16 protein-coding genes are annotated in these 20,662 nt (G+C 52.4%); all 16 read left to right on the top strand.

The annotated features are described in order from the left end of the window. Nucleotides 1-1,230 (top strand): flagellin, encoded by a 1,230-nt coding sequence (locus ACMZ66_RS10325; protein WP_416937046.1) that lies wholly within the window; start codon nucleotides 1-3, stop codon nucleotides 1,228-1,230. A 98-nt stretch (nucleotides 1,231-1,328) separates the two neighbouring features. Then, a complete protein-coding gene (gene fliW / locus ACMZ66_RS10320) occupies nucleotides 1,329-1,799 on the top strand; it encodes a flagellar assembly protein FliW (RefSeq protein ID WP_416937044.1) in 471 nt (156 codons plus the stop codon). 9 nt (nucleotides 1,800-1,808) lie between these two features. Continuing rightward, the gene (locus ACMZ66_RS10315) at nucleotides 1,809-4,103 is read left to right on the top strand and encodes a tetratricopeptide repeat protein (RefSeq protein ID WP_416937042.1); all 2,295 of its coding nucleotides are present in this window, start codon (nucleotides 1,809-1,811) and stop codon (nucleotides 4,101-4,103) included. Nucleotides 4,104-4,369: 266 nt separating this feature from the next. Beyond that, a complete protein-coding gene (locus ACMZ66_RS10310) occupies nucleotides 4,370-5,542 on the top strand; it encodes a flagellin (protein WP_416937040.1) in 1,173 nt (390 codons plus the stop codon). 409 nt (nucleotides 5,543-5,951) lie between these two features. Beyond that, nucleotides 5,952-7,121: a flagellin gene (locus ACMZ66_RS10305; protein WP_416937038.1), complete on the top strand. Its 1,170-nt coding sequence runs from the start codon at nucleotides 5,952-5,954 to the stop codon at nucleotides 7,119-7,121. Nucleotides 7,122-7,206: 85 nt separating this feature from the next. Then, nucleotides 7,207-7,581: a flagellar protein FlaG gene (locus ACMZ66_RS10300; RefSeq protein ID WP_416937036.1), complete on the top strand. Its 375-nt coding sequence runs from the start codon at nucleotides 7,207-7,209 to the stop codon at nucleotides 7,579-7,581. 108 nt (nucleotides 7,582-7,689) lie between these two features. Then, the gene (gene fliD / locus ACMZ66_RS10295; RefSeq protein WP_416937034.1) at nucleotides 7,690-9,459 is read left to right on the top strand and encodes a flagellar filament capping protein FliD; all 1,770 of its coding nucleotides are present in this window, start codon (nucleotides 7,690-7,692) and stop codon (nucleotides 9,457-9,459) included. A 57-nt stretch (nucleotides 9,460-9,516) separates the two neighbouring features. Then, entirely contained in the window at nucleotides 9,517-10,023 is a 507-nt protein-coding gene (fliS, locus tag ACMZ66_RS10290) for a flagellar export chaperone FliS (protein ID WP_416937032.1), read from the top strand. A gap of 266 nt (nucleotides 10,024-10,289) precedes the next feature. After that, nucleotides 10,290-11,912: a flagellar hook-length control protein FliK gene (locus ACMZ66_RS10285; protein ID WP_416937030.1), complete on the top strand. Its 1,623-nt coding sequence runs from the start codon at nucleotides 10,290-10,292 to the stop codon at nucleotides 11,910-11,912. A gap of 22 nt (nucleotides 11,913-11,934) precedes the next feature. Next, nucleotides 11,935-12,696, top strand: a complete 762-nt coding sequence (locus tag ACMZ66_RS10280; protein WP_416937028.1) for a flagellar hook assembly protein FlgD — start codon at nucleotides 11,935-11,937, stop codon at nucleotides 12,694-12,696. A 50-nt stretch (nucleotides 12,697-12,746) separates the two neighbouring features. Then, nucleotides 12,747-14,492: a flagellar hook protein FlgE gene (locus tag ACMZ66_RS10275; RefSeq protein ID WP_416937026.1), complete on the top strand. Its 1,746-nt coding sequence runs from the start codon at nucleotides 12,747-12,749 to the stop codon at nucleotides 14,490-14,492. 355 nt (nucleotides 14,493-14,847) lie between these two features. Continuing rightward, on the top strand, nucleotides 14,848-16,449 hold the full coding sequence (gene fliF / locus ACMZ66_RS10270; RefSeq protein ID WP_416937024.1) for a flagellar basal-body MS-ring/collar protein FliF: 1,602 nt from the start codon (nucleotides 14,848-14,850) through the stop codon (nucleotides 16,447-16,449). 79 nt (nucleotides 16,450-16,528) lie between these two features. After that, the gene (locus tag ACMZ66_RS10265) at nucleotides 16,529-17,848 is read left to right on the top strand and encodes a hypothetical protein (protein WP_416937022.1); all 1,320 of its coding nucleotides are present in this window, start codon (nucleotides 16,529-16,531) and stop codon (nucleotides 17,846-17,848) included. Beyond that, nucleotides 17,841-18,203, top strand: a complete 363-nt coding sequence (fliN, locus tag ACMZ66_RS10260; protein ID WP_416937020.1) for a flagellar motor switch protein FliN — start codon at nucleotides 17,841-17,843, stop codon at nucleotides 18,201-18,203. Before ACMZ66_RS10265 ends, fliN begins: the two co-directional genes overlap by 8 nt. Before the next feature lie 21 nt (nucleotides 18,204-18,224). Further along, complete coding sequence (locus tag ACMZ66_RS10255; protein WP_416937018.1) at nucleotides 18,225-19,019, top strand: motility protein A; 795 nt, start codon at nucleotides 18,225-18,227, stop codon at nucleotides 19,017-19,019. An 87-nt stretch (nucleotides 19,020-19,106) separates the two neighbouring features. Beyond that, nucleotides 19,107-20,654 carry a sigma-54-dependent transcriptional regulator gene (locus ACMZ66_RS10250; RefSeq protein WP_416937016.1) on the top strand — a complete coding sequence of 516 codons (1,548 nt, stop codon included), beginning with the start codon at nucleotides 19,107-19,109 and terminating at the stop codon, nucleotides 20,652-20,654. The last annotated feature ends 8 nt before the right edge of the window (nucleotides 20,655-20,662 follow it).

The following is a 20,662-nucleotide window of genomic DNA, read 5'->3' as shown; positions in this document are numbered from 1 at the left end:
ATGGTAACGCGTGTCGCAACATATACGAACCATACCCTTCTTTCGGATCTTGCGATCCGAAATGCAGCACGCGTGACTGATCTTCAAAACCAGTCCTCGAGTGGTTACAAATCGCGTGATTATGCTGGCATTGCCAATAGCACGCAGCGCCTTTTGAATCTTGAAGGCGAGTACACCCGTGCGGAACAATATCTGCGTAACACAACGCAGGCTAAACTGCGCTTGCAAAGCATGGAAACCGCTGTAGACAGCATGATAACCATCGCTACGCAGATGAAGACACTCCTCATTCAGGCAAGTTCTGCACAGCAAGCTGGCGATGTAAACGTACGCGGCCAGGCCACTCAAGCCCTGCAGCAGGTTGCAAACCTCCTCAACACCAGTCTTGACGGAAGATATCTTTTTTCAGGAGGCCGGTCGGAAGAGCCCGCCGTTGACTTGGAAAAAATGTCGGCACCGGATAACTACATCAGCGACGACAGTAACAACCTCACAGGCTCCACAACGCTGGCAAGTCTGAGCGTTACAACCGGGCAGCTTCAAATTGTAAGCACTGATGTAAATGGCAATAGCTCCACGTCGACGGTCAACTATAACGCAGCGACGGACGACATTTCGGATATTCTTGATGCAATCAACAGTGTGACAACAAACCGTGCGATTGCGTCCTTGCGCGGCTTGGGAGACTCAGACACTAACCGCCTCAATATTGAGAATGTCGGCAACGGATCTATCACAATCACCGAGACAGGGACTGGTGACCTGCTGACTGTGCTGGGAATGGAAAAGATTCCGAACCCAAGGATAGATACTGATTACTACAACGGCGACAAGCAAATCTTGGATGTACGTGTAGATGACGAGTACAATGTCTCCTACGGCATTTTGGCTGACAATCCTTCTTTCCAGAAACTGATTCAGGGACTGGGAATGATGGCAGCAACAGAAGATGAAGATGCGCTTGTGGTTGCCATGGGCTATATTTCCGAAGCGATTGAGGACTTGCCGAACGTACAAGGGCAAATCGGACTGGATATCTCGAATATTGAGCGTTTTGAAGCCCGCCACGAAGACTTCAAAGTGTTCGCATCCCAAGCAATCAGCGACATTGAAACGGTTGATGTGCCGCTGACACTTGCTGAGCTTTCCCAGTATGAAACAGCATTGCAAGCCAGCTTTATTTCGATTTCTAGAGCTGCAGATTTATCTTTAGCTAACTATTTGCGGTAATTATCTTTTGAATTGAAAAGCGTAAAGTTAGGATGCAAAGAGCCTAAACCTGACGCTGAACATTTATTATAACGTTCGACCTCCGGAGAATTGCGGGTATGGAAACCGAAAACGTCGCAGACAACGAGACACCTGAATCCGTCACAGTGGAAACACGCTTTGGAGACATCGAATTCAGCTGGGACAAGGGCATCTACATGCCAGTGGGGCTGCTAGGGTTCCCTGACCACCATGTATTCGGACTGGCCAACATCCCAAACGCCGCACTTGATCAGTTTAAGCTTTATCAAAGCCTGACAGACGCAAACCTTTCTTTCTTTGTTGCCCCTTACAACATGGAAAGCGAGATTTACGATGACAAGGATTTGATGGTCGCCCAAAAAAGTTTGGCGATTACACCTTCGGATATGGCTATCCTGATGGTCGTTACGATCCGAAGCGCCCCGGGCGGCAAAGGCATAAAAATGTCGACGAATGTTCGCGCGCCGATCATCGTTGATACTGGACGCCAAGTTGCATGGCAGCATGTTATGCACAATGATCGCTATCCAGTGCAGCTTGACCTGTAAAACTAGACAATGAAAAAAAGCGACAGCCCGTCAGGCGACAAGAAAGAAAACAGTCCGCACCCAAGTTCGAATGTGAATTCTCCGCCGGCAGGAGCGCCGATCGGAAATGATGAGATACAGGAACTTTTAGTCACTGCGCGTGGCCTCCATGCAGCTGGTGATCTGACGAATGCCGTCGCGATTTATTCCCGTGTCCTGTCGATTGATCCCCAACAGCCGACAGCAATGTACTTGCTGGGAGTTGCTTTTCTTCAATCCGGCAACCACCAGAAAGCAATAGATTTTCTTAGGGGCTCGCTTTCCGTTTCTCCGCAAAATGCAGAAGCAAACAACAACCTCGGCGTCGCGTTTTTTGCGTCGGGTAACAACGCAGCGGCTGAGGCAGCATATCGCAGAGCGATATCGATCAAACCAAGTTACGCTGCAGCCTACAAGAACCTTGGCGCCCTTCTGGCAACGACCGAAAAGCTCGACGAAAGCCTGCAATGCTACCAGAAGGCCGTCGATCTGGCCCCAAATAATCTTGAGGCACACAAGGCGATTGGTGATCTCTGGTCGAAGCTGCAAAACTATGAGAATGCGCTACAGGCCTACCTGAAAGCAAATGCGCTTGCGCCGATGGATGCTGACATTCTCACGTCACTGGGCATAACCTTGCAGCTATTGTCTCGCTACCAGGAAGCCATCAAACTGCATAGTCAAGCAGTAAACATGGCGCCTGACGAAGATCGCCATTGGTCTGCATTCAGTGACTGCGTTGCCGGAATGACCTTCACTGAGACGAATGACAACTTGGAAACATCGCTGCTGCGACTGCTGGAAAAGACTGATCTCTCACCCGCATCATTGATGTTCCCCATCGTCAGCGCCTTGCGCCATCGAAAGGAATTTGCAGACCTTCTGGATCACTCAGCAGATCTTCCCGACGGCCCCGACCTACTGAACCAAGTCCGGAACATCGTCGGCTCCAACCTTTTCATTAGCTTGCTAAAACGGGTCCCGGTTGCCGATCTGCGCGTAGAGCGTCTACTCACAGGTATGCGCCGAGCTCTTTTGTCCAAAGCATCGCGTGACGAAAGCCTCTCAAACGAGCACGCGTTTATCGCAGCACTTGCACATCAGTGCTTCATTAATGAGTATGCTTACTTCATCGAAGATGAAGAACGTGCCGAACTCGAGAAGCTGATATCAAAGGTTGAAACCGAACTTAGTAGCGGCATTGAAGTTCAAGAAACTTTGTGGATGCTGATCGGCTGCTACGTGCCGCTTAAGGCTGCTTCTTGGAACAGCTTGATCAAGTATCCGTCCAAAAACAGCTCAGCGTCCGCTGTTTTTGATTTGCAGATCACAGCCCCGGCAACAGAAAAAGCCCTCGGCGAGACCATTCCTACTTTGTCTGAAATTGCCGACCCCACATCTCAGACAGTTCGCGCGCAATACGAAGAAAATCCATACCCAAGATGGATTCATACTTCCAAGCTGACAGCCAAACCAATCAAAGAGGTTCTTTGCTCAGCACCTTTGTCATTTGATCTTAAAGGTTATACTCCGCCCGCAAAACTGGAAACCCTTGTAGCTGGTTGCGGAACAGGGCAACACGCAATTCAAGCAGCCTCGCGTTTCACCAACACAAGTTTGGTGGCAGTCGACCTCAGCCTGAGCAGCCTGTCTTATGCATTGCGCAAAAGTCGTGAAATGAACGTCAGCAATATTGACTACATTCAGGGCGACATACTTGAGCTTGAAAAATTGGATCGACAATTCGATGTCATCGAATGTGGTGGAGTTCTTCATCATATGGCAGACCCAATTAAGGGCTGGAGCGTTTTGGTGAATATCTTGCGCCCTGGTGGACTAATGAAGATTGGCCTTTACAGCGAAAAGGGCCGACCGGACATCATTGCGGGAAGAGAATTCATTGAAAAAGGCGGTTATGGCTCCACCCCTGACCAAATGCGCAAATGCCGGCAGGATATTATTGCTGCTGCCGAACAAGGGGACCCAAAACTGATCCAACTCTGCATGAGAGGTGACTTCTATAGTCTTAGCCCATGCAGAGACCTCATTTTTCACGTGCAAGAGCATCGATTCACCATCCCGGAAATTTCCGATGCTCTCAAGAAATTGAAACTTGAGTTTATTGGCTTTGAGACCCCGACCCCCCAACCACTTGTCCAGTTCCGGAAAGAACACCCATCTTGCGCCAAAAGCATCGAACTCGACCTTTGGCACAAGTTTGAAGAGCGCTATCCCGATACCTTTAGAGGGATGTACCAGTTCTGGTGTCGAAAGCCGTCCCGGTAAGATTTACCGGGCAACTTAATCGGCAAATTTTGCTGAGTTAACTGCACCAATGGCTTAAACATCCAGAAATAAACACAAAGAAGCGCCCAACCATGATCGAAGAAACTGGCACACCTCTTGCGTAAATATCCTTCAGATTGTAGACTTATGTTCAGAAGTGCCTTCTGAGCGATGGATTGCACCAATTTTGTATGCCTGGTGCACTTCAGGAAAGCTTCGGTGACAAATGACAGATCGCCGCGCGCAACCCAAGTAGGAATAGAAAGATGGCTCTCAATATCATTTCTAACTATGCAGCCAACGTTGCTCACCGCAACTTGAGCAATTCTGACACCATGGCAACTCGTTCGCTCGCCAAACTCTCGTCGGGTACGCGCGTTGTGTCTGCCCGTGACGACGCGGCTTCCATGGCAATTGGCGCTCGCCTGAACTCCCAGGTTGAAGCCCTCAAAACTGCGACCGTAAACGTTGGACAAGCAAACTCGATGCTTCAGATTGCAGATGGCGGCATGTCCACCATCAACGACATTCTGACCCGTATGAAGACGCTGGCCGTTCAGGCATCGTCGGACAACCTTTCCAACACCGAACGTGGCTTCCTGAACGACGAATTCCAAGCGCTTGACCTTGAAGTTTCGCGAGTCGCTGACTCAACCTCCTTTAACGGCGTTCAACTTCTTTCCGGTCAAACCACCTTTGGTGTGGACCCGACGGCTGTTGGTACGAACATTGAAGCTGCCGACGGTATTGCAGCATTCAAAATCAACAGCGACGCAGGCCTTGTTGCGGGTGATACGATCTCGATCACCTTCGACAACGCCACCAACACCATGACGCTGACCAACACCAACCAGGCGAACTTCTCGCAGTCCATTGACTTGGATGACATTGGTGTGACCGCTCTGACGGGTGCGCAGACCGCTGACGTTGAGTTTGGCGCTCTTGGCATCACGCTGACTCTGAACTCCGCGTTTGCGTTTGGTACTGATATCACCGCCAACAACACCTTTGATGTTGCGGCACAAACTGGTCCGGCTTCCCTGACCTACCAGATCGGCGCAGGCAACAACGCGGCAGTTGACCGTCTGACCTTCAACCTGACGTCGGTTAGCTCTGCTGCTCTTGGTGTTGCTGCTCTTGATATCAGTACCCTTGCGGGTGCCCAGGCGGCGATTTCAGGGGTTGATACCGCGATTGACACTCTTCAGACAGCGCGCTCAAATGTCGGCGTTGGTCAAAACCGCCTCGACTTTGCGGCCAAGAACCTGGCATCCTCGCAGGAAAACAACGAAGCAGCTCGCTCCACCCTGATGGACCTCGACGTTGCTGCCGAGATGACACAATTCACGTCAAAACAGATCCTTGTTCAGTCTGGCGTAGCCATGCTCGCCCAAGCCAACCAGATGCCGCAGAACCTTCTGCGTCTCCTGCAGGGCTAATGGCAGTTACCAAGCAGCCAATGACTGGGACATTTTAGACTTAGGGGAGAGATTGGAAACGAGCTCTCCCTTTTTCATTTCCAATGTAAGTCCCCACCCAAACGCGAGCTCAAGCGAGAAGTTCAATTCGCAAAACATTGGAGTTTTGATCCAAATACCGTCATTCCTGCCAACATTCCTCAACCAAAACATCGCACCATCGGCACCGCGCCCACGCCAACCAATTGTAATTATTGATTAATTTTTTATTCACTTTTTTATAGACAACAACCCCATACATCAGTATATTTCATTTACTAACACACCAGTCGTCTTTGATCAGGAAGATCTATCGGGCGACAAGTCTGGCGATGTGCCAGTCCTCGAACAGCACTGAGTTGTTCTGAGCTATCCATGTAGGAGAAATAAAATGGCTCTTAATATCATTTCCAACTATGCCGCCAACGTTGCTCACCGTAACCTGAGCAATTCTGATGAAATGGCGACTCGCTCCCTCGCAAAGCTGTCTTCTGGTTCGCGCGTTGTTTCTGCACGTGACGATGCTGCTTCGATGGCAATCGGCGCTCGTTTGAACTCCCAAGTTGAAGCCCTCAAAACAGCGACGGTTAACGTTGGTCAGGCCAACTCGATGCTGCAGATCGCTGACGGCGGTATGTCCACCATCAACGACGTTCTGACCCGTATGAAGACCTTGGCTGTTCAGGCAGCTTCTGACAACCTGTCCACCACTGAACGTGGCTTCCTGAACGACGAATTCCAAGCACTTGACCTCGAAGTTTCGCGCGTCGCTGACTCTACCTCGTTCAACGGCGTTCAGTTGCTCTCTGGCCAGACCACCTTTGGTGTGGACCCGACGGCTGTTGGTACGAACATTGAAGCTGCCGACGGTATTGCAGCATTCAAAATCAACAGCGACGCTGGCCTTGTTGCTGCGGATACGATCTCGATCACCTTCGACAACGCCACCAACACCATGACGCTGACCAACACCAACCAGGCGAACTTCTCGCAGTCCATTGACTTGGATGACATTGGTGTGACCGCTCTGACGGGTGCGCAGACCGCTGACGTTGAGTTTGGCGCTCTTGGCATCACGCTGACTCTGAACTCCGCGTTTGCGTTTGGTACTGATATCACCGCCAACAACACCTTTGATGTTGCGGCACAAACTGGTCCGGCTTCCCTGACCTACCAGATCGGCGCAGGCAACAACGCGGCAGTTGACCGTCTGACCTTCAACCTGACGTCGGTTAGCTCTGCTGCTCTTGGGGTTGCTGCTCTTGATATCAGCACGCTCGCAGGCGCACAGGCTGCGATTGCTGGCCTTGATACCGCAATCGATACATTGCAGACCGCACGTGCAAATGTGGGTGTTGGCCAGAACCGCCTTGACTTTGCAGCTAAGAACTTGGCTTCGTCTCAGGAAAACAACAAATCGGCCCGTTCAACTCTGATGGACCTCGACGTTGCAGCTGAAATGACCAAATTCACCTCGAAGCAGATCTTGGTACAGTCTGGCGTAGCGATGCTTGCTCAGGCGAACCAGATGCCGCAGAACCTTCTGCGTCTCCTGCAGTAATCCGGATATCCGAATTGAGGTGAGGGGACTTCCCCTCACCTCATATCCGGTTTATCCTTTGCCAAGCGTGGCATAGGAGGGTCAAATGGAAATTATCAGCACATACTCTTCCAGTAATGCACCGGCTCAGAACGCCAAGGCTTCTGTATCCGCCCCTTCTGCGCCCGCAATCACTGCCCCGAAGACAACCGTATCTTCTGTAGACTCTGGCGTTAAGTCTTACGACAACACGCAAGCTGCCAAACTTCAGAAAGCTTTGGATAGCCTTGATATACCGGAGATCTCTAACGGCGATGCCCGAGTTGAACTGAACTTCAACCAAGACACGGGCCGCGTCGTAGCGAAGGTAACTGATCGCGCTAGTGGCGAAGTCCTCCGCGAACTTCCGTCGAAAGAACTGCAACAATTGTTCTCCCAGATGCGGGAATTCCTTGGCAGTATCGTTGACGAAGAAATTTAACCAAGAGATTGGGCACTCTCGGCACGTTTTTTGCTGCGGCTAAATAGTTGAAATACGCACTAATGCCGCTAAACTTTGCCAGTGATTAGCGCCCAGGGAGCTAAACCGATGAGCAGCCTGAATCTTAACAATATCTATGTTGGTGACAACGGTCGCGTACAGCTGTCCGGTGGGTCTTCGAACATTGACTTCGTTGACACCGTAGACAAGATGATTGCTGCGCGCCGCATTCCGGCTGACAATCTTGAAAAACGCATAGAAGCTAATGACGAAAAGCTGACGGCTCTTAAAGACCTCCAAACGCTCATTGGCACGCTCAAAGACTCGATGGCAAACCTTTATGGAGCCACAAGTTTTGACAACTCGAAGAACATCTTCGAGTCCAAACAGATCTTTGCGTCTTCAGATGGAACCGATGCAGGTTCGCTGATCGGCGTTTCCGCGACTAATGCAGCGGAAACAGGCAGTTACACTTTCGAAATCGATCAAATTGCGAGTAAGCACAAGGTCTCCAGCACCACCCAAGCTGTTGCAGCCAGTGCTGACGTCACTGGCATCTCTGGAACCGGTACCTTCACTGTCACCGGCGGTGCCGGCAGTTCGACGATCACAGTAAATGCTGGTGATACACTGCAGGACATCCGAGACAAGATTAATAACGTCAAAGACAGCACTGGCGTACAGGCTTCTGTGGTCAAAGTGTCCGATACGCAGAGTACGATTATCTTCACATCTACTGAAGAAGGTGTTGTGAACCGTATGTCGTTTAGCGACGACACTGGCGCAGTCCTGCAAAACCTTGGTGTCCTTACCGACCCGACGACCATTAACGCCGCCAATGTCATTGACGACGGCAATGATGCGCAAATCCAGCTTGACGGTATTGCTGTCACTCGAAGCTCAAATGAGTTCTCGGACCTCATCGACGGCCTATCGGTCAGCCTATATGACGCAGAGCCCGGTACCAAGGTCACAATTGAAGTCGAACAGGACCTTAACCAGGCAAAGTCCGCAATTCTTGACTTTGTTGACGCCTATAACGCGGTCCAGTCTTTCATCAACGAAAAAACCTATATCGATCCGGCGACGTTTGAAGCTGGTGAAGACTCTGTTCTTTTGGGCAACTCTGCCGTCAAGAACATTGAGTTGGCCCTTCAGACCATTGCAGGAACCTTCGCCGATGGCGTAACGGACCGGGTTGGCAAAGATGACTACACTGTACTTGCAGAAATCGGCATCACATTCTTGGGCTATGGCGCAAGTGAAGACCCGAACCTGGAGAAAACTCTAGAGATCGACGAAACAGCGTTGAATGAAGCTTTGCTGAACAACCCAAGCGAAGTCATGGAGCTGTTCCAGTTCCGCAGTACATCGGATAATTCAGATGTTACAATGACTGGTTTTAGCAGCAAGACTGGCGCAGCAACCTACGACTTCACTATTGACGCAGCTGCAGGTGCTATCAACAGCGTGACATATGATGTCACGAAAAACGGCGTCACGACTGCAGGCTTGGTCGCAACAGTAACCGGTTCTTCATTTGTAACCGAAGATGGTCTTCGTCTGTTTTACAGCGGCGATAAAAACGCAGCAGACGCAGCAACCATTACGACAACAAATGGCATAGGATCACAACTTTACTTCGAACTTGATTCTATGTTGGACGAAGAAAGTGGCGTCCTTACTCAGGCTATTGCGGATCTGGAAACGCAAAACACCTCGTACGAAGAGAAAGTCGACCGTATCGATGAACGTCTTGCCCGACAGCGAGAAGTCCTTATGGATCAGTTCATTGCAATGGAATCAGCACTTGCTCGCATGAAAAACATCCAGAGCTCTCTCGATGAGTTGATGGCTGCTGGCAAAGAAAATAATTAACATTTCTCTGTCATACATGCACACTATGGAGACGCACCGCAGACCAAGGAGTGTCGTATGAACGAACACGCCGCCCAGACTTACAAGCAACAACAGGTCAACACAGCGACGCCCGCCAAGATGGTGTTCATGCTGTTTGAAAAGACCATATCCCGCTTGCAGGAAGCTCAACACGCTATCGAACGCAATGATATTCAGGCCCGCTGCAATGCCAATTGCAGCGCGCAAGAGCTTCTAGCCCACCTCTCAAATACTCTTGATACCGAGCAAGGTGGAGAGATCGCGGCTAATCTCGAGCAAATCTATTCGCATTGTCTGCTGAGATTAATGGATGTCGACAGACACAACGACGCCCAAGCTGCGGCAGAAGTCGTGACATTGTTGACTCCCCTTCGGGATTCTTGGGCCGAACTTGCTGAAAGAAGCGACGGAGAGTTGAGACAGGCTGTGATTTCTGCCCAGCAGTCAAACTCTACAGTAGCCAAGGAGCCTGTCAGAACACCGATTGTCAGTGAGCCAGAGGCTTCTCCTCCGCCACGGCCGGGCTTGTCGATATCAGCTTAATGCAATCCCCCAGAATTGTGACCTTCCATGAAAAAGGCCTTCGTTTAAGCGAAGGCCTTTTTTGGTGAAAAATGAACATATATACCGTACGCGCCAAAGATCATTGGTCCATTTTTGCCGTCGCCTGAATGTCAAAAGAGACGGCACTTTTTGCCCCTTACCCATACGTTTCTGTAAGATGCTGAAAATCTAAGGGTTTCGTTAACTTTTAAAACTGGCCCGTCGATTGCACATGTTCTGACACTGTTTCCATAAGGACCGAAGTCATGAACAGCTCTGCGATTACAAACAGCATAATGCCGACCGTCTCTGTTCCGGGCGCAACCGCTAGCGAAAGCAAGGGTTCGGGCTTTGGCGACCTGATGGCATCAATCACAGACAATTGGTCTGAACGCAACAGCCAGGTCAAGTATGACGCGGCAAAATCTGCCCAGAGCAAGTGGGATAACAATCGCGCTGATCTGGATGAAAAGCACAATCCTGCCGATCACGACGATGCGGACTATTCCGCTTCGAACGATTACCGTGATGACGAGCCTCACCGTGCAGAACGTTCTGATCGTGACGATCACGCCCAGATTGAGGATCATGCGTCTGACGAAAGCCGTGATATGGATGCAGGCCATCGCGATGAAGAAGTTTCGGATCGTGATACCCAGCATGCAGATAACGCAGACACTTCCGAGAACGATGGTGCAGAAGCACATGCCAATGATGACGATGGCAACGGATCTGGTTCAGAACAGTCTCAATCTGCAGCCGCCGAGGAACAGTCAGTTGATGAAAATGTCGTCGCATCAAACCCGAACGGCGCAGCAGACCCAAATCAACCGGCGCAGACCGTTCCGCTTCCGGGATCGCAAGCAGCAATTGATCTTGCAAAAGCCAAGGCCGCGGCCAATCAGCCAATTGCTGGTGCAAACGCGGCCCAGAATGCCGCGAACGCAAACGGTGCTGCCGGACAAGCCGCTCAAGCCAGCACGAATGGCTTGCTGAATTCTACCGCATTGTCACAACCAGTTGCCGCATCTTCGGCAAAGATGGCTCTTAATGGTGCAGAAGCAGCAGCGACGGATGATGTAACGTCGGATCAATTCCTGTCACGTGTCATGGACACAATGACTGGTGATGGCAAAGCCAAGGCCGATGCCACCGGTATCAGCAATGCAACTGCCAACAGCCAGTCGACCAACGGGAATGCGCCACAAGCTGCTACAGCCAACCCGGCACAAACTGCCCAAGCAGCTCAGCAAGCAATGGCAGCCGCAGCTGGCGCACAGAACATGCAAAACAATCCCAATGCAGCGCAAGCAACTGCTGCGAACGGGAGTGTAACCGCAACTGGTGGCACCGAGGCGACAGCGCAGGTCGCCAATGGTCAGCCGGGTAGCACCAACAGCCTGCATCAGACCAACACCGGTGGCCAAACGGCGCAGACCGCGCGTCAGGCACCGGGACAACAGGTCCAGCAGCAAGTTGCAGTTTCGATCAAGAACGCCGCAAGCGACGGTGTTGACAAGATTTCAGTCCAGCTGCGTCCGGAACATCTTGGACGCGTGGATGTGAAGATGGAGATCGGCCACGATGGCCGTATCCAGGGCGTTATTCAGGCAGATACACGCGAGACACTGGACATGTTGCGCCAGGACTCACGTGCATTGCAGCAGGCTCTTAAGGATGCCGGCCTGAATGCAGACAGTCAAAGCTTCACCTTTGAACACAGAGATCAAGGTGGCCAGAGTCAGGAAGGCAAAGGCCAATCACGGATGACCGCCGATCAGGGCAGCAGCCCCGATGACGGCGACATCCTGAGCGGAGCCGAACTCGCCGAACATGTTGGCATTGGCTATGGGATCAATCCCAACGGCCTTGTCGATATTCGGATTTAGGAAAAGGTAGAGGGACAATCCCATGGCCATTTCATCCCTGACCAATGTCGGTCTTGCAGCGTCAGATACGAACGCCGCGTCAAGCAGTTCGGCCAGCCAACTGGCACAGAACTTTGACACGTTCCTGACGCTTCTGACCACACAGCTCAAGAACCAGGACCCGACCTCGCCGATGGAAAGTGACAAATTCACCGACCAGTTGAGCCAGTTCGCCCAGGTTGAGCAAGGCATTCAGAGCAACAAAAATCTTGAAAACCTGATCGCGATGCAAAGTCAGCAGCGTCAGCTTTCCGCACTGTCTTATGTCGGTGCCGAAATCGAAGCCGTTGGGGATACCAACTGGCTCGAAGAAGGTGGTGAGCTCAAATACAAATACAACGTTTCGCCAGAAGTTCCGCGTCTGCAGCTGCAGATCCAGGATCAGGAAGGCAAAACGATCTACTCTGAAGAACTTACCGACGTTTCCGGCCTCCAGAGCTTTACCTGGGACGGCAAAAACAATAGCGGCGTTGAACAAGCCGAAGGTGCCTACACGCTGGTTGTCAAACCGTTGGCTGCAAACGGCGATACCTTCAAGGACGAGAAGGGCAAAGCCGCTTCTGTCGCGATTGGTATCATTGGTTCTGTCGACAGTGTCGATATCGACGATGACGACATTTATCTCCGCATCGGTGACGTCTCCGTTCCGTTCTCCACCCTCACCAACGTGAAACTCGGTGCGAGCGGAACAGAAGACACTGCCGGTGACGGTTCCGGAAGTGACGAGCAGGACGAAGCTGCCTAAGGGCATTCATCCGGATTTGATCAACACCCTGTAAGTGCAGGAGAAGAAAAATGAGCCTTTTTGGTGCAATGATTTCCGGTGTTTCCGGCCTGAATGCGCAGTCTCAGAACCTGGGCGTCATCTCGGACAACATCTCTAACCTCAACACAATCGGCTACAAGGGAACCATCGGGCGTTTCTCGACCCTTGTGACTGAATCTGCTTCGGATACCCGCTACACCCCAGGTGGTGTGCGGTTCCATCCGACAGCGCTGATCAGCAAGCAGGGGTTGCTTCAGGCAACTTCGTCGACGACTGCGGCCGCAATTTCCGGTGATGGTTTCTTCATTGTCCGTGATAACGCGAACCCGGGCACCAACGACGAGCTGTTCTTTACCCGTGCTGGCGATTTCAAACCTGATGATGATGGTTATCTGCGCAACACTGCAGGTTACTATGTTCAGGGTTGGGCGACTGATCGCGAAGGTCAGTTGCTTGACACGAATGGTAACGTAACCACGTCCAACAGTTCTGCTGTCACCGATCTTCAGGTTCTCGACATCAACTCGATCCTGACCGCAGCAGCGTCAACGACCTCGATCGAATTCGGTGCAAACCTTAACGCCGACGAGACGGCGGTAACGGGCGGCACAGCAACGTCGACCACGACTGGTCTGGATTATGACACCACTGACTTGACCACACTGGCCGGTATTAACAACGGTGACCAGTTCTCGATTACCCATAACGGTACGACCACCAACATCACGATCAGCACCGGCGATACACTCGAAGATCTCGCCACTGCGATTAGTGCTGTAACTGGTATCGCTGCGACGACAACGACGACGGGCACCAACGATACCCTGACCTTGACGGCAGCATTTGCTGACCAGGGCGTTACCTTTGCCAACGTCACCGGCACGCCTTTCAGTGCAACTGGAATCACGGTTCCGGGCGTTCCGGGCACGCTGGCGCCGACCTATGTTGCTGGTAACCTTGCAACTGGTACTGTCGCCGAAGACAACACTATGCCAGTTACAATTTATGACTCGCTTGGTTCGGCTCATACGGTCAACCTTCAGGTTGTCAAACTGGGCCAAAACCGTTGGGGCTTCGAACTTACCGGCAACACGACCACTGGCGAACTTGACGTCACGGATCACCCGAACGGATTGATCCAGGCGGGTATCATCACCTTTGACGGTTCTGGTAACCTTTCGACCTTCACTGGTGTTGCAGCTACCATCGGTGCTGTTACGGTTGGTACCACCGGTGACCTGACAGATGCAGACATTACCGCAGAATGGACCAACGGTTCGGATGACAGCACCATCTCGCTTGATTTCGGTACGATCGGTCTTGGTAACGGTATCACCCAGTTTGCAGCCGGTGCAGATGCCAACGGCAACCAGGTCAACTACACTACCCACTTCATCAACCAGAACGGTGCGCAGGCTGGTACCATGGTGAACTACGCCCTGACGGAGGAAGGCTTCCTCCAGGTCGAATTCGCCAACGGTGTCAAACGTCCGGTTTACAAACTAGCAATCGCAACGTTCGAAGCACCCGATGAAATGGAAAACCACACTGGTAACGTTTACCGCCAGACCCGAGAATCCGGTGACTACCTTCTGCGCGAACCGGGCCTGAACGGTGCGGGTAACGTTGTGGCCTCTGCCCTTGAAGGCTCGAACGTCGATCTCGGTGAAGAATTCACCAACATGATCGTCACACAGCGTGCCTACTCGGCAAACACCAAAACGATTACCACCACTGACGAAATGCTCGACGAGCTGATCCGTATCAAACGGTAATTGATATCTGTCTCAGGGCGTTAGCGCGCCTTGAGACATATTGCATCAATAGAGACTCGCCCGGCACTTGTGCCGGGCTTCTTTTTGGCCACATGACTCACTACATAAAGTGCAGGCCAACCCGATCTACAAAGACTCAAATGATTCAAATCACTGACGAATTTGAATCAGACGACTGGGCAAAAATTGCCGGTTGTTAACCTGTTCTTCAGCATGGAGAACTATTCGTTGTAGATGCTGGTCGTATTCCGTATGGACCGACCTGCATCGGGGACAGTGGTAAATTTTCGTATCGGAGCAGTCGAACGTGGGCGGCTTGTTACAAACACTCAAGAGTTTAGGACCTACACGCCTGATGGCAGTCGGCGGTGTAGGCATATTGCTGCTTGTGTTCTTTGCCTTCCTGATCCTGCGTGTTTCTGCCCCCAATATGGAACTGCTGTATCGTGATCTGGACCCGGCCGATGCCAGCCAGATTGTGAACCGTCTTGAAGAACAGCAAGTTCAATATCAACTGCTCAATAGCGGTACTGAAATTCTTGTTCCGGGCGACCAAGTCAACCGCATGCGCCTTTCGATGGCGGAAAGCGGCCTGCCAGCTGGCGGCTCGGTTGGTTATGAAGTCTTTGACAATGCAGATGGCTTTGGCGCCACCAGTTTTGAGCAGAACATCAATCATGTTCGCGCCCTTGAAGGGGAACTGGCCCGCACCATCGCATCCATTCAATCCATTCAGCAGGCGCGCGTTCATCTGGTTCTGCCAAAACGGCAGATGTTTTCACGCGAAACCCAGCAGGCCAGCGCATCAATCGCGGTCAAAATGGCGGGTGGTGAACTTAAACCCGAACAGGTTGTTGCCATTCAGCACCTTGTTGCGGCCGCTGTTCCGCAACTTGATCCGGGCAAGGTTTCCATTATTGACGAGCGCGGCCGTTTGCTCGCGCGCGGTGATGGTGAAGAGCAATCTTCGACCTTCCTGACTCAAACCGCTGATGAAATGCGCATCCGCACCGAAAGTCGCCTACGCAATACCATCGAAGATTTGCTGTCGCGGTCGCTGGGTTATGGCGAAGTGCGCGCAGAAGTCTCGGTCGAGATGGACTTCAACAAGATCACGACTGCTGATGAGCGCTTTAACCCGGATGAACGGGTCGTGCGTTCCAGCCAAACGATCGAAGAAACCGCAACCAACTCGGAGACCGAGGGTACCGACCCGGTCACCCTTCAGAACAACCTGCCTGATGCCAACTTTGGTGGCGCAGGTGGTGCTGGTACGCAAAGCCAGGAAAACCGTTCAGAAGAAACCGTCAATTACGAGATTTCCAAAACCACCACCACGCAGATCAAGGAAATCGGCGAGATTTCCCGTGTGACGGTCGCGGTCCTGGTTGATGGCACCTACACCACCGATGAAAACGGTGATCGTCTTTATCAGGAGCGTGCGCCTGAAGACCTTGAAAAGATCGCTGCCCTTGTCCGTAGCGCCATTGGCTATGATCCCCAGCGTAGTGATCAGGTAGAAGTCATCAACATGCAGTTTGCCGATACCGGCGATCTGTTCCCGGATGAAGAAATCGAGACGTTCCTTGGTCTTGATAAAGCTGAGATCTTCCGCATTGCAGAGATGCTGGTTCTGGCCATCGTTGCCATCCTCGTCATCCTGCTGGTGGTTCGCCCGCTTCTTACCCGTGCGTTCGAAACCCTGCCAAGTGCAGCAGACATGGCACAGCGTCAGCTCTTGGCTGATGACATGACTGCTGACGGAACCCCGGCCCTTGAAGGCCCGGCACCGGTTCCGATGGCACCTGGTATGGATGACGGTGAAGAGCTGATCAACCTGTCGCAGGTTGAAGGCCGCGTTAAGGCATCGTCGGTCAAGAAGATCGGCGAGATTGTCGAAAAGCACCCGGAAGAAGCACTTTCGATCATTCGCAACTGGCTGTATCAGGAAAGCTGAGATTCCTTGCAGTCGCAGGCTCATTGGCAGCTTACAGGCTGCCTAACTTTTGTCGCTTAAGGCAGTTTAGCAATTCGATATGACGGCCATTGAAAAGTTCACTTTTGCACTGAGTTTCGACGATGCCGACAACGTAATCCGTTCGGCAGGCGACGATGATGAGCATTACGAACTGGGTAGAAAGAAAAAGAAGAAGAAAGACGACACGCCCCCACCGCCGCCGGCGATCTACACCGAAGAGCAAGCAAGTCAGATGGTGGCCGAGGCCGAAGCCAAAGCCCACGAACAAGGATTTTCGGAAGGCCACCGGCAGGGTTTTGAGCAGGCTCACCAGGAAATCATGGCCTCACTTGAAAAGGCTGTTGGTGATGTTAAGTCTGAAATCGCTGTAAAACTCGATCATATTGACGAGCAGCAAAAACGTGCGAACGCCAAAATCAACGAAGATGCTATCCATGTGGCACTTGGCGTTATTCGAAAATTGGCTCCGGCCTGGTCCAAGCAATATCAACTGACTGAGATTGAAGACATTGTCCGTCAATGTCTTGCCAATCTGTTTGATGCGCCCAAAGTCATGATCAAGGTCAACCCGGATCTGGAAAAGGAAGTTGCTTCAGCTGCGGAACGCATCGCTGTCTCGCGCGGCTTTTCTGGAAAGGTTGTCGTCGTTGGTGAGCCCGACGTTGCAGTTGGTGATTGTCAGGTATCGTGGGGCGACGGGACAGCCGTGCGAGACAGTGGGCGTGTTTGGTCTGAAATCAATGCGATCATTGATAACGCATTGAGTATGCATGCTGGTGAACATGGCCTGTCGCAAAGCGACATGGGCGATGAGAAAGTTCAGGAGTCCAGAATTCCCCAAGAACGTCCAGCCATGCCTGCACAACCAACGGCCATACCACAGAGCCCTCCTGAACAATCCGAACAAGCAACTCAGCAACCGTCTGCCCAGCCAAGTTCTGCTCAAACCAGCGAACCGCACGAGGCACAAAATGCACCACCGGCACCCCCAGCGCATGGGTCTGCGACCAATGCTGACATGGATGCCGAACTGGCTGAGTTACTAAATTCACCACAGGCGCCGGAAGGTACCACTTCACAGGCCGTAGCCGAGCCGCAAGAAGGCGATGGCACCGATGCACGGAATGTGCAAACATCAACTCATGATGGGATGGTGCTACCCGACAAGACATTGGAAAACCCGGAAATACAGGCCCAACCATCAACTGCATCCGCACAATCGGCACCAGAACCGAAGGAAGATACAGAAATTGTTGGCCAAGCCGGCGCCGCGTCAGAGACAAAATCCACGCAAGTCGCTGACGAACAACCGAACGATGCTGACGAAATGGCTGCTGTGAAGCATCCAACCAAAGACGCAGGAGACGAAAATGGCTGATGATGACGATCTTGAACTCTCGGAACTCGATGACGATGAAATCGAACTAGAGGGCGAAGGAACCGAACTTCTCGCGGCACCGGACGGTGGTGGCGAGCAGATGAAGACCTCCAAGGATCTTGAAGCCGTCTACGATATTCCCGTCCAGGTTTCAGCAGTCCTTGGAAAAGCAACCATGCAGGTCAGCCAATTGCTGAAACTTGGTCGTGGTGCTGTGGTAGAGCTTGACCGTAAAGTTGGTGAAGCTATTGATATCTATGTGAACAACCGTCTGGTCGCGCGTGGCGAAGTGGTGGTTGTGGAAGACCGTCTTGGGGTGACCATGACGGAGATCATCAAATCAGAGAAAAGCTAACGTAGTAAAGGATACGCGACTATGGCCGAAGGGGGGACTAAAACGTCGTTTGACATTGCGACAGTCGGGGGACTGGTCATTGGTTTTGCACTGGTAATTGCTGCGATTTTCCTTGGGGGTTCGCCAGCAGCATTTATCGATATTCCTTCGGTGTTCATTGTTATCGGCGGTACGGCAGCGATTACAGCTGTCAGCTTTGCACTTGGTGAGTTCCTCGGATCAGGCAAAATCCTGATGCGCACGATCTTCCACAAGTCGCGCAACCCGGCAGACGCGGCCCTGCAAATCCTGCAGCTGGCCGAAATCGCCCGCAAAGGCGGCGTCCTGTCCCTGCAGGGCCACCTGGATAGCCTGCAAAGCGAAGAATACCTCTGGAAGGGTCTGTCACTGGTCGTTGACGGCACACCGGCCGAGGAAGTCGAAGCCATCATGCGCAAAGACATGAACGCCACAATCGGTCGCCACCAAAAAGGTGCGAACATCATGCGTAAAGCCGGCGATGTTGCCCCGGCGATGGGCCTGATCGGAACGCTGATCGGTCTGGTGCAGATGCTTGGTAACCTTGATGATCCTTCATCCATCGGTCCGTCGATGGCTGTTGCGCTTTTGACCACCTTCTATGGCGCGGTTCTGGCCAACATGGTCTTTATGCCGCTTGCCGGTAAGCTTGAGCGTAACTCGGGCGACGAAGAACTTTTGAACTCGGTCTATATGGTCGGAGCCGTTTCCATCGGGCGTCAGGAAAACCCGCGCCGTCTGGAAATGCTGATCAACTCGATCCTGCCGCCGTCAAAACGCGTCAGCTATTTCGATTGATCGTAAACGTGAATACCATGGTGCTGATGTCCCGCCTTTCTGTTGGATATCAGCGCTAGTTGGAACTGATCGGAAAGAGATGAGACTATGCAGGTACTGATCGTTGGTGGACTGGGCGGACAGATAGGCGCAGCCAGCAAGATCGCAATGGCGCGCGGCGCTTCGGTCCAGTTGGCCGAAAGCGTGACGACGGCGCTTAATATCCTGCGTGCGGGCAACCGGATTGATCTGGTTATGGCTGACATCGCCCTTGATGTCGCCGCTCTGATTGATGCGATGGCAAATGAACGGATCATTGTCCCGGTCGTCGCGTGCGGCATTGGCAATGACGTCAATGGCGCGGTCAATGCGATAAAGGCAGGTGCTCAGGAATTCATCCCCCTTCCCCCTGAAGCCGACCTGATTGCCGCCATTTTCGAGGCCGTGACCGAGGAAAGCCACGCGCTGATCCATCGCGATGCCCGCATGGCTGAAACCCTTCGTCTGGCGTCCCAGGTTGCCAATAGTTCCGCATCAATCCTGATTACAGGTGAAAGCGGTACCGGTAAGGAAATCATTTCGCGCTATGTTCACCGCAAATCGAACCGTGCCGACAAACCATTTGTCGCAGTGAACTGTGCTGCCATTCCCGACAACCTTCTTAAATCTGAACTGTTCGGTCATGAAAAAGGTGCCTTTACCGGCGCACAGGCCCGACGGATTGGCAAATTCGAAGAAGCCAATGGCGGCACCCTTTTGCTTGATGAAATCAGCGAAATGGAAGTACGCCTTCAGGCCAAGCTTCTGCGTGCCATTCAGGAAAAGGAAATTGACCGATTGGGTGGCAAAAGCCCGGTAAAGGTTGATGTCCGTATTCTCGCGACCTCCAACCGCAATCTTGAGGCAGAAGTCAATGCAGGCAATTTCCGCGAAGACCTTTATTTCCGCCTGAATGTCGTCAATCTTGATATCCCGTCCCTGCGTGAGCGTCCTGATGACATTCCGGTTTTGGCCGAGTTCTTTGTAAAGAAATATTCCGAAGCCAACGACGTTCCGCTTCGCCCGATCAGCCCGCTTGCGATCCAGCGTCTGCTGTCCCATCACTGGCGCGGCAATGTGCGTGAACTTGAAAACACCATGCACCGTGCTGTCCTGATCGCGGGCCCCGATGAAATCGGACCGGAAGCCATCATGCTATCGGGATCGGGCAGCAGTGAGCCCGCCCGTACCCAACTCGCGCCAGAGGCACCAAGCCCGGCACCGGCACCTGCTGCACCAGCGCGCGCAAGTTCGGCCTATGCCAATGCGAACGCAGCTTATGGGGCGGCGTCATCGGCCTATCAGCAAACCAATCCGACACCGCCCGCAGCAGCGCCTACACCTGCACCAAGTGCACCGGCATCGGAAGACCATTCTGACAGTAGCGCGGATGCGGGTAGTTCAGGCAATGATAGCTCCGTCACCGCAGCATTGGTCGGCCGAACTGTTGCCGATGTTGAACGCGATCTGATTATCGATACGCTCAAGCATTGCTTTGGCAACCGGACCCATGCGGCAAACATTCTGGGCATTTCCATCCGCACATTGCGCAACAAACTGCGTCAATATAGCGACGAAGGACTTGCCGTTCCGGCACCGGGTGACGGTCACGACTGAACATGACA

Source organism: Thalassospira sp. (genome assembly GCF_048059015.1).
Lineage (GTDB): Bacteria > Pseudomonadota > Alphaproteobacteria > Rhodospirillales > Thalassospiraceae > Thalassospira.
The sequence above is the reverse complement of the archived record's forward strand: the minus strand, read 5'-3'. Positions and strand labels throughout refer to the sequence as shown.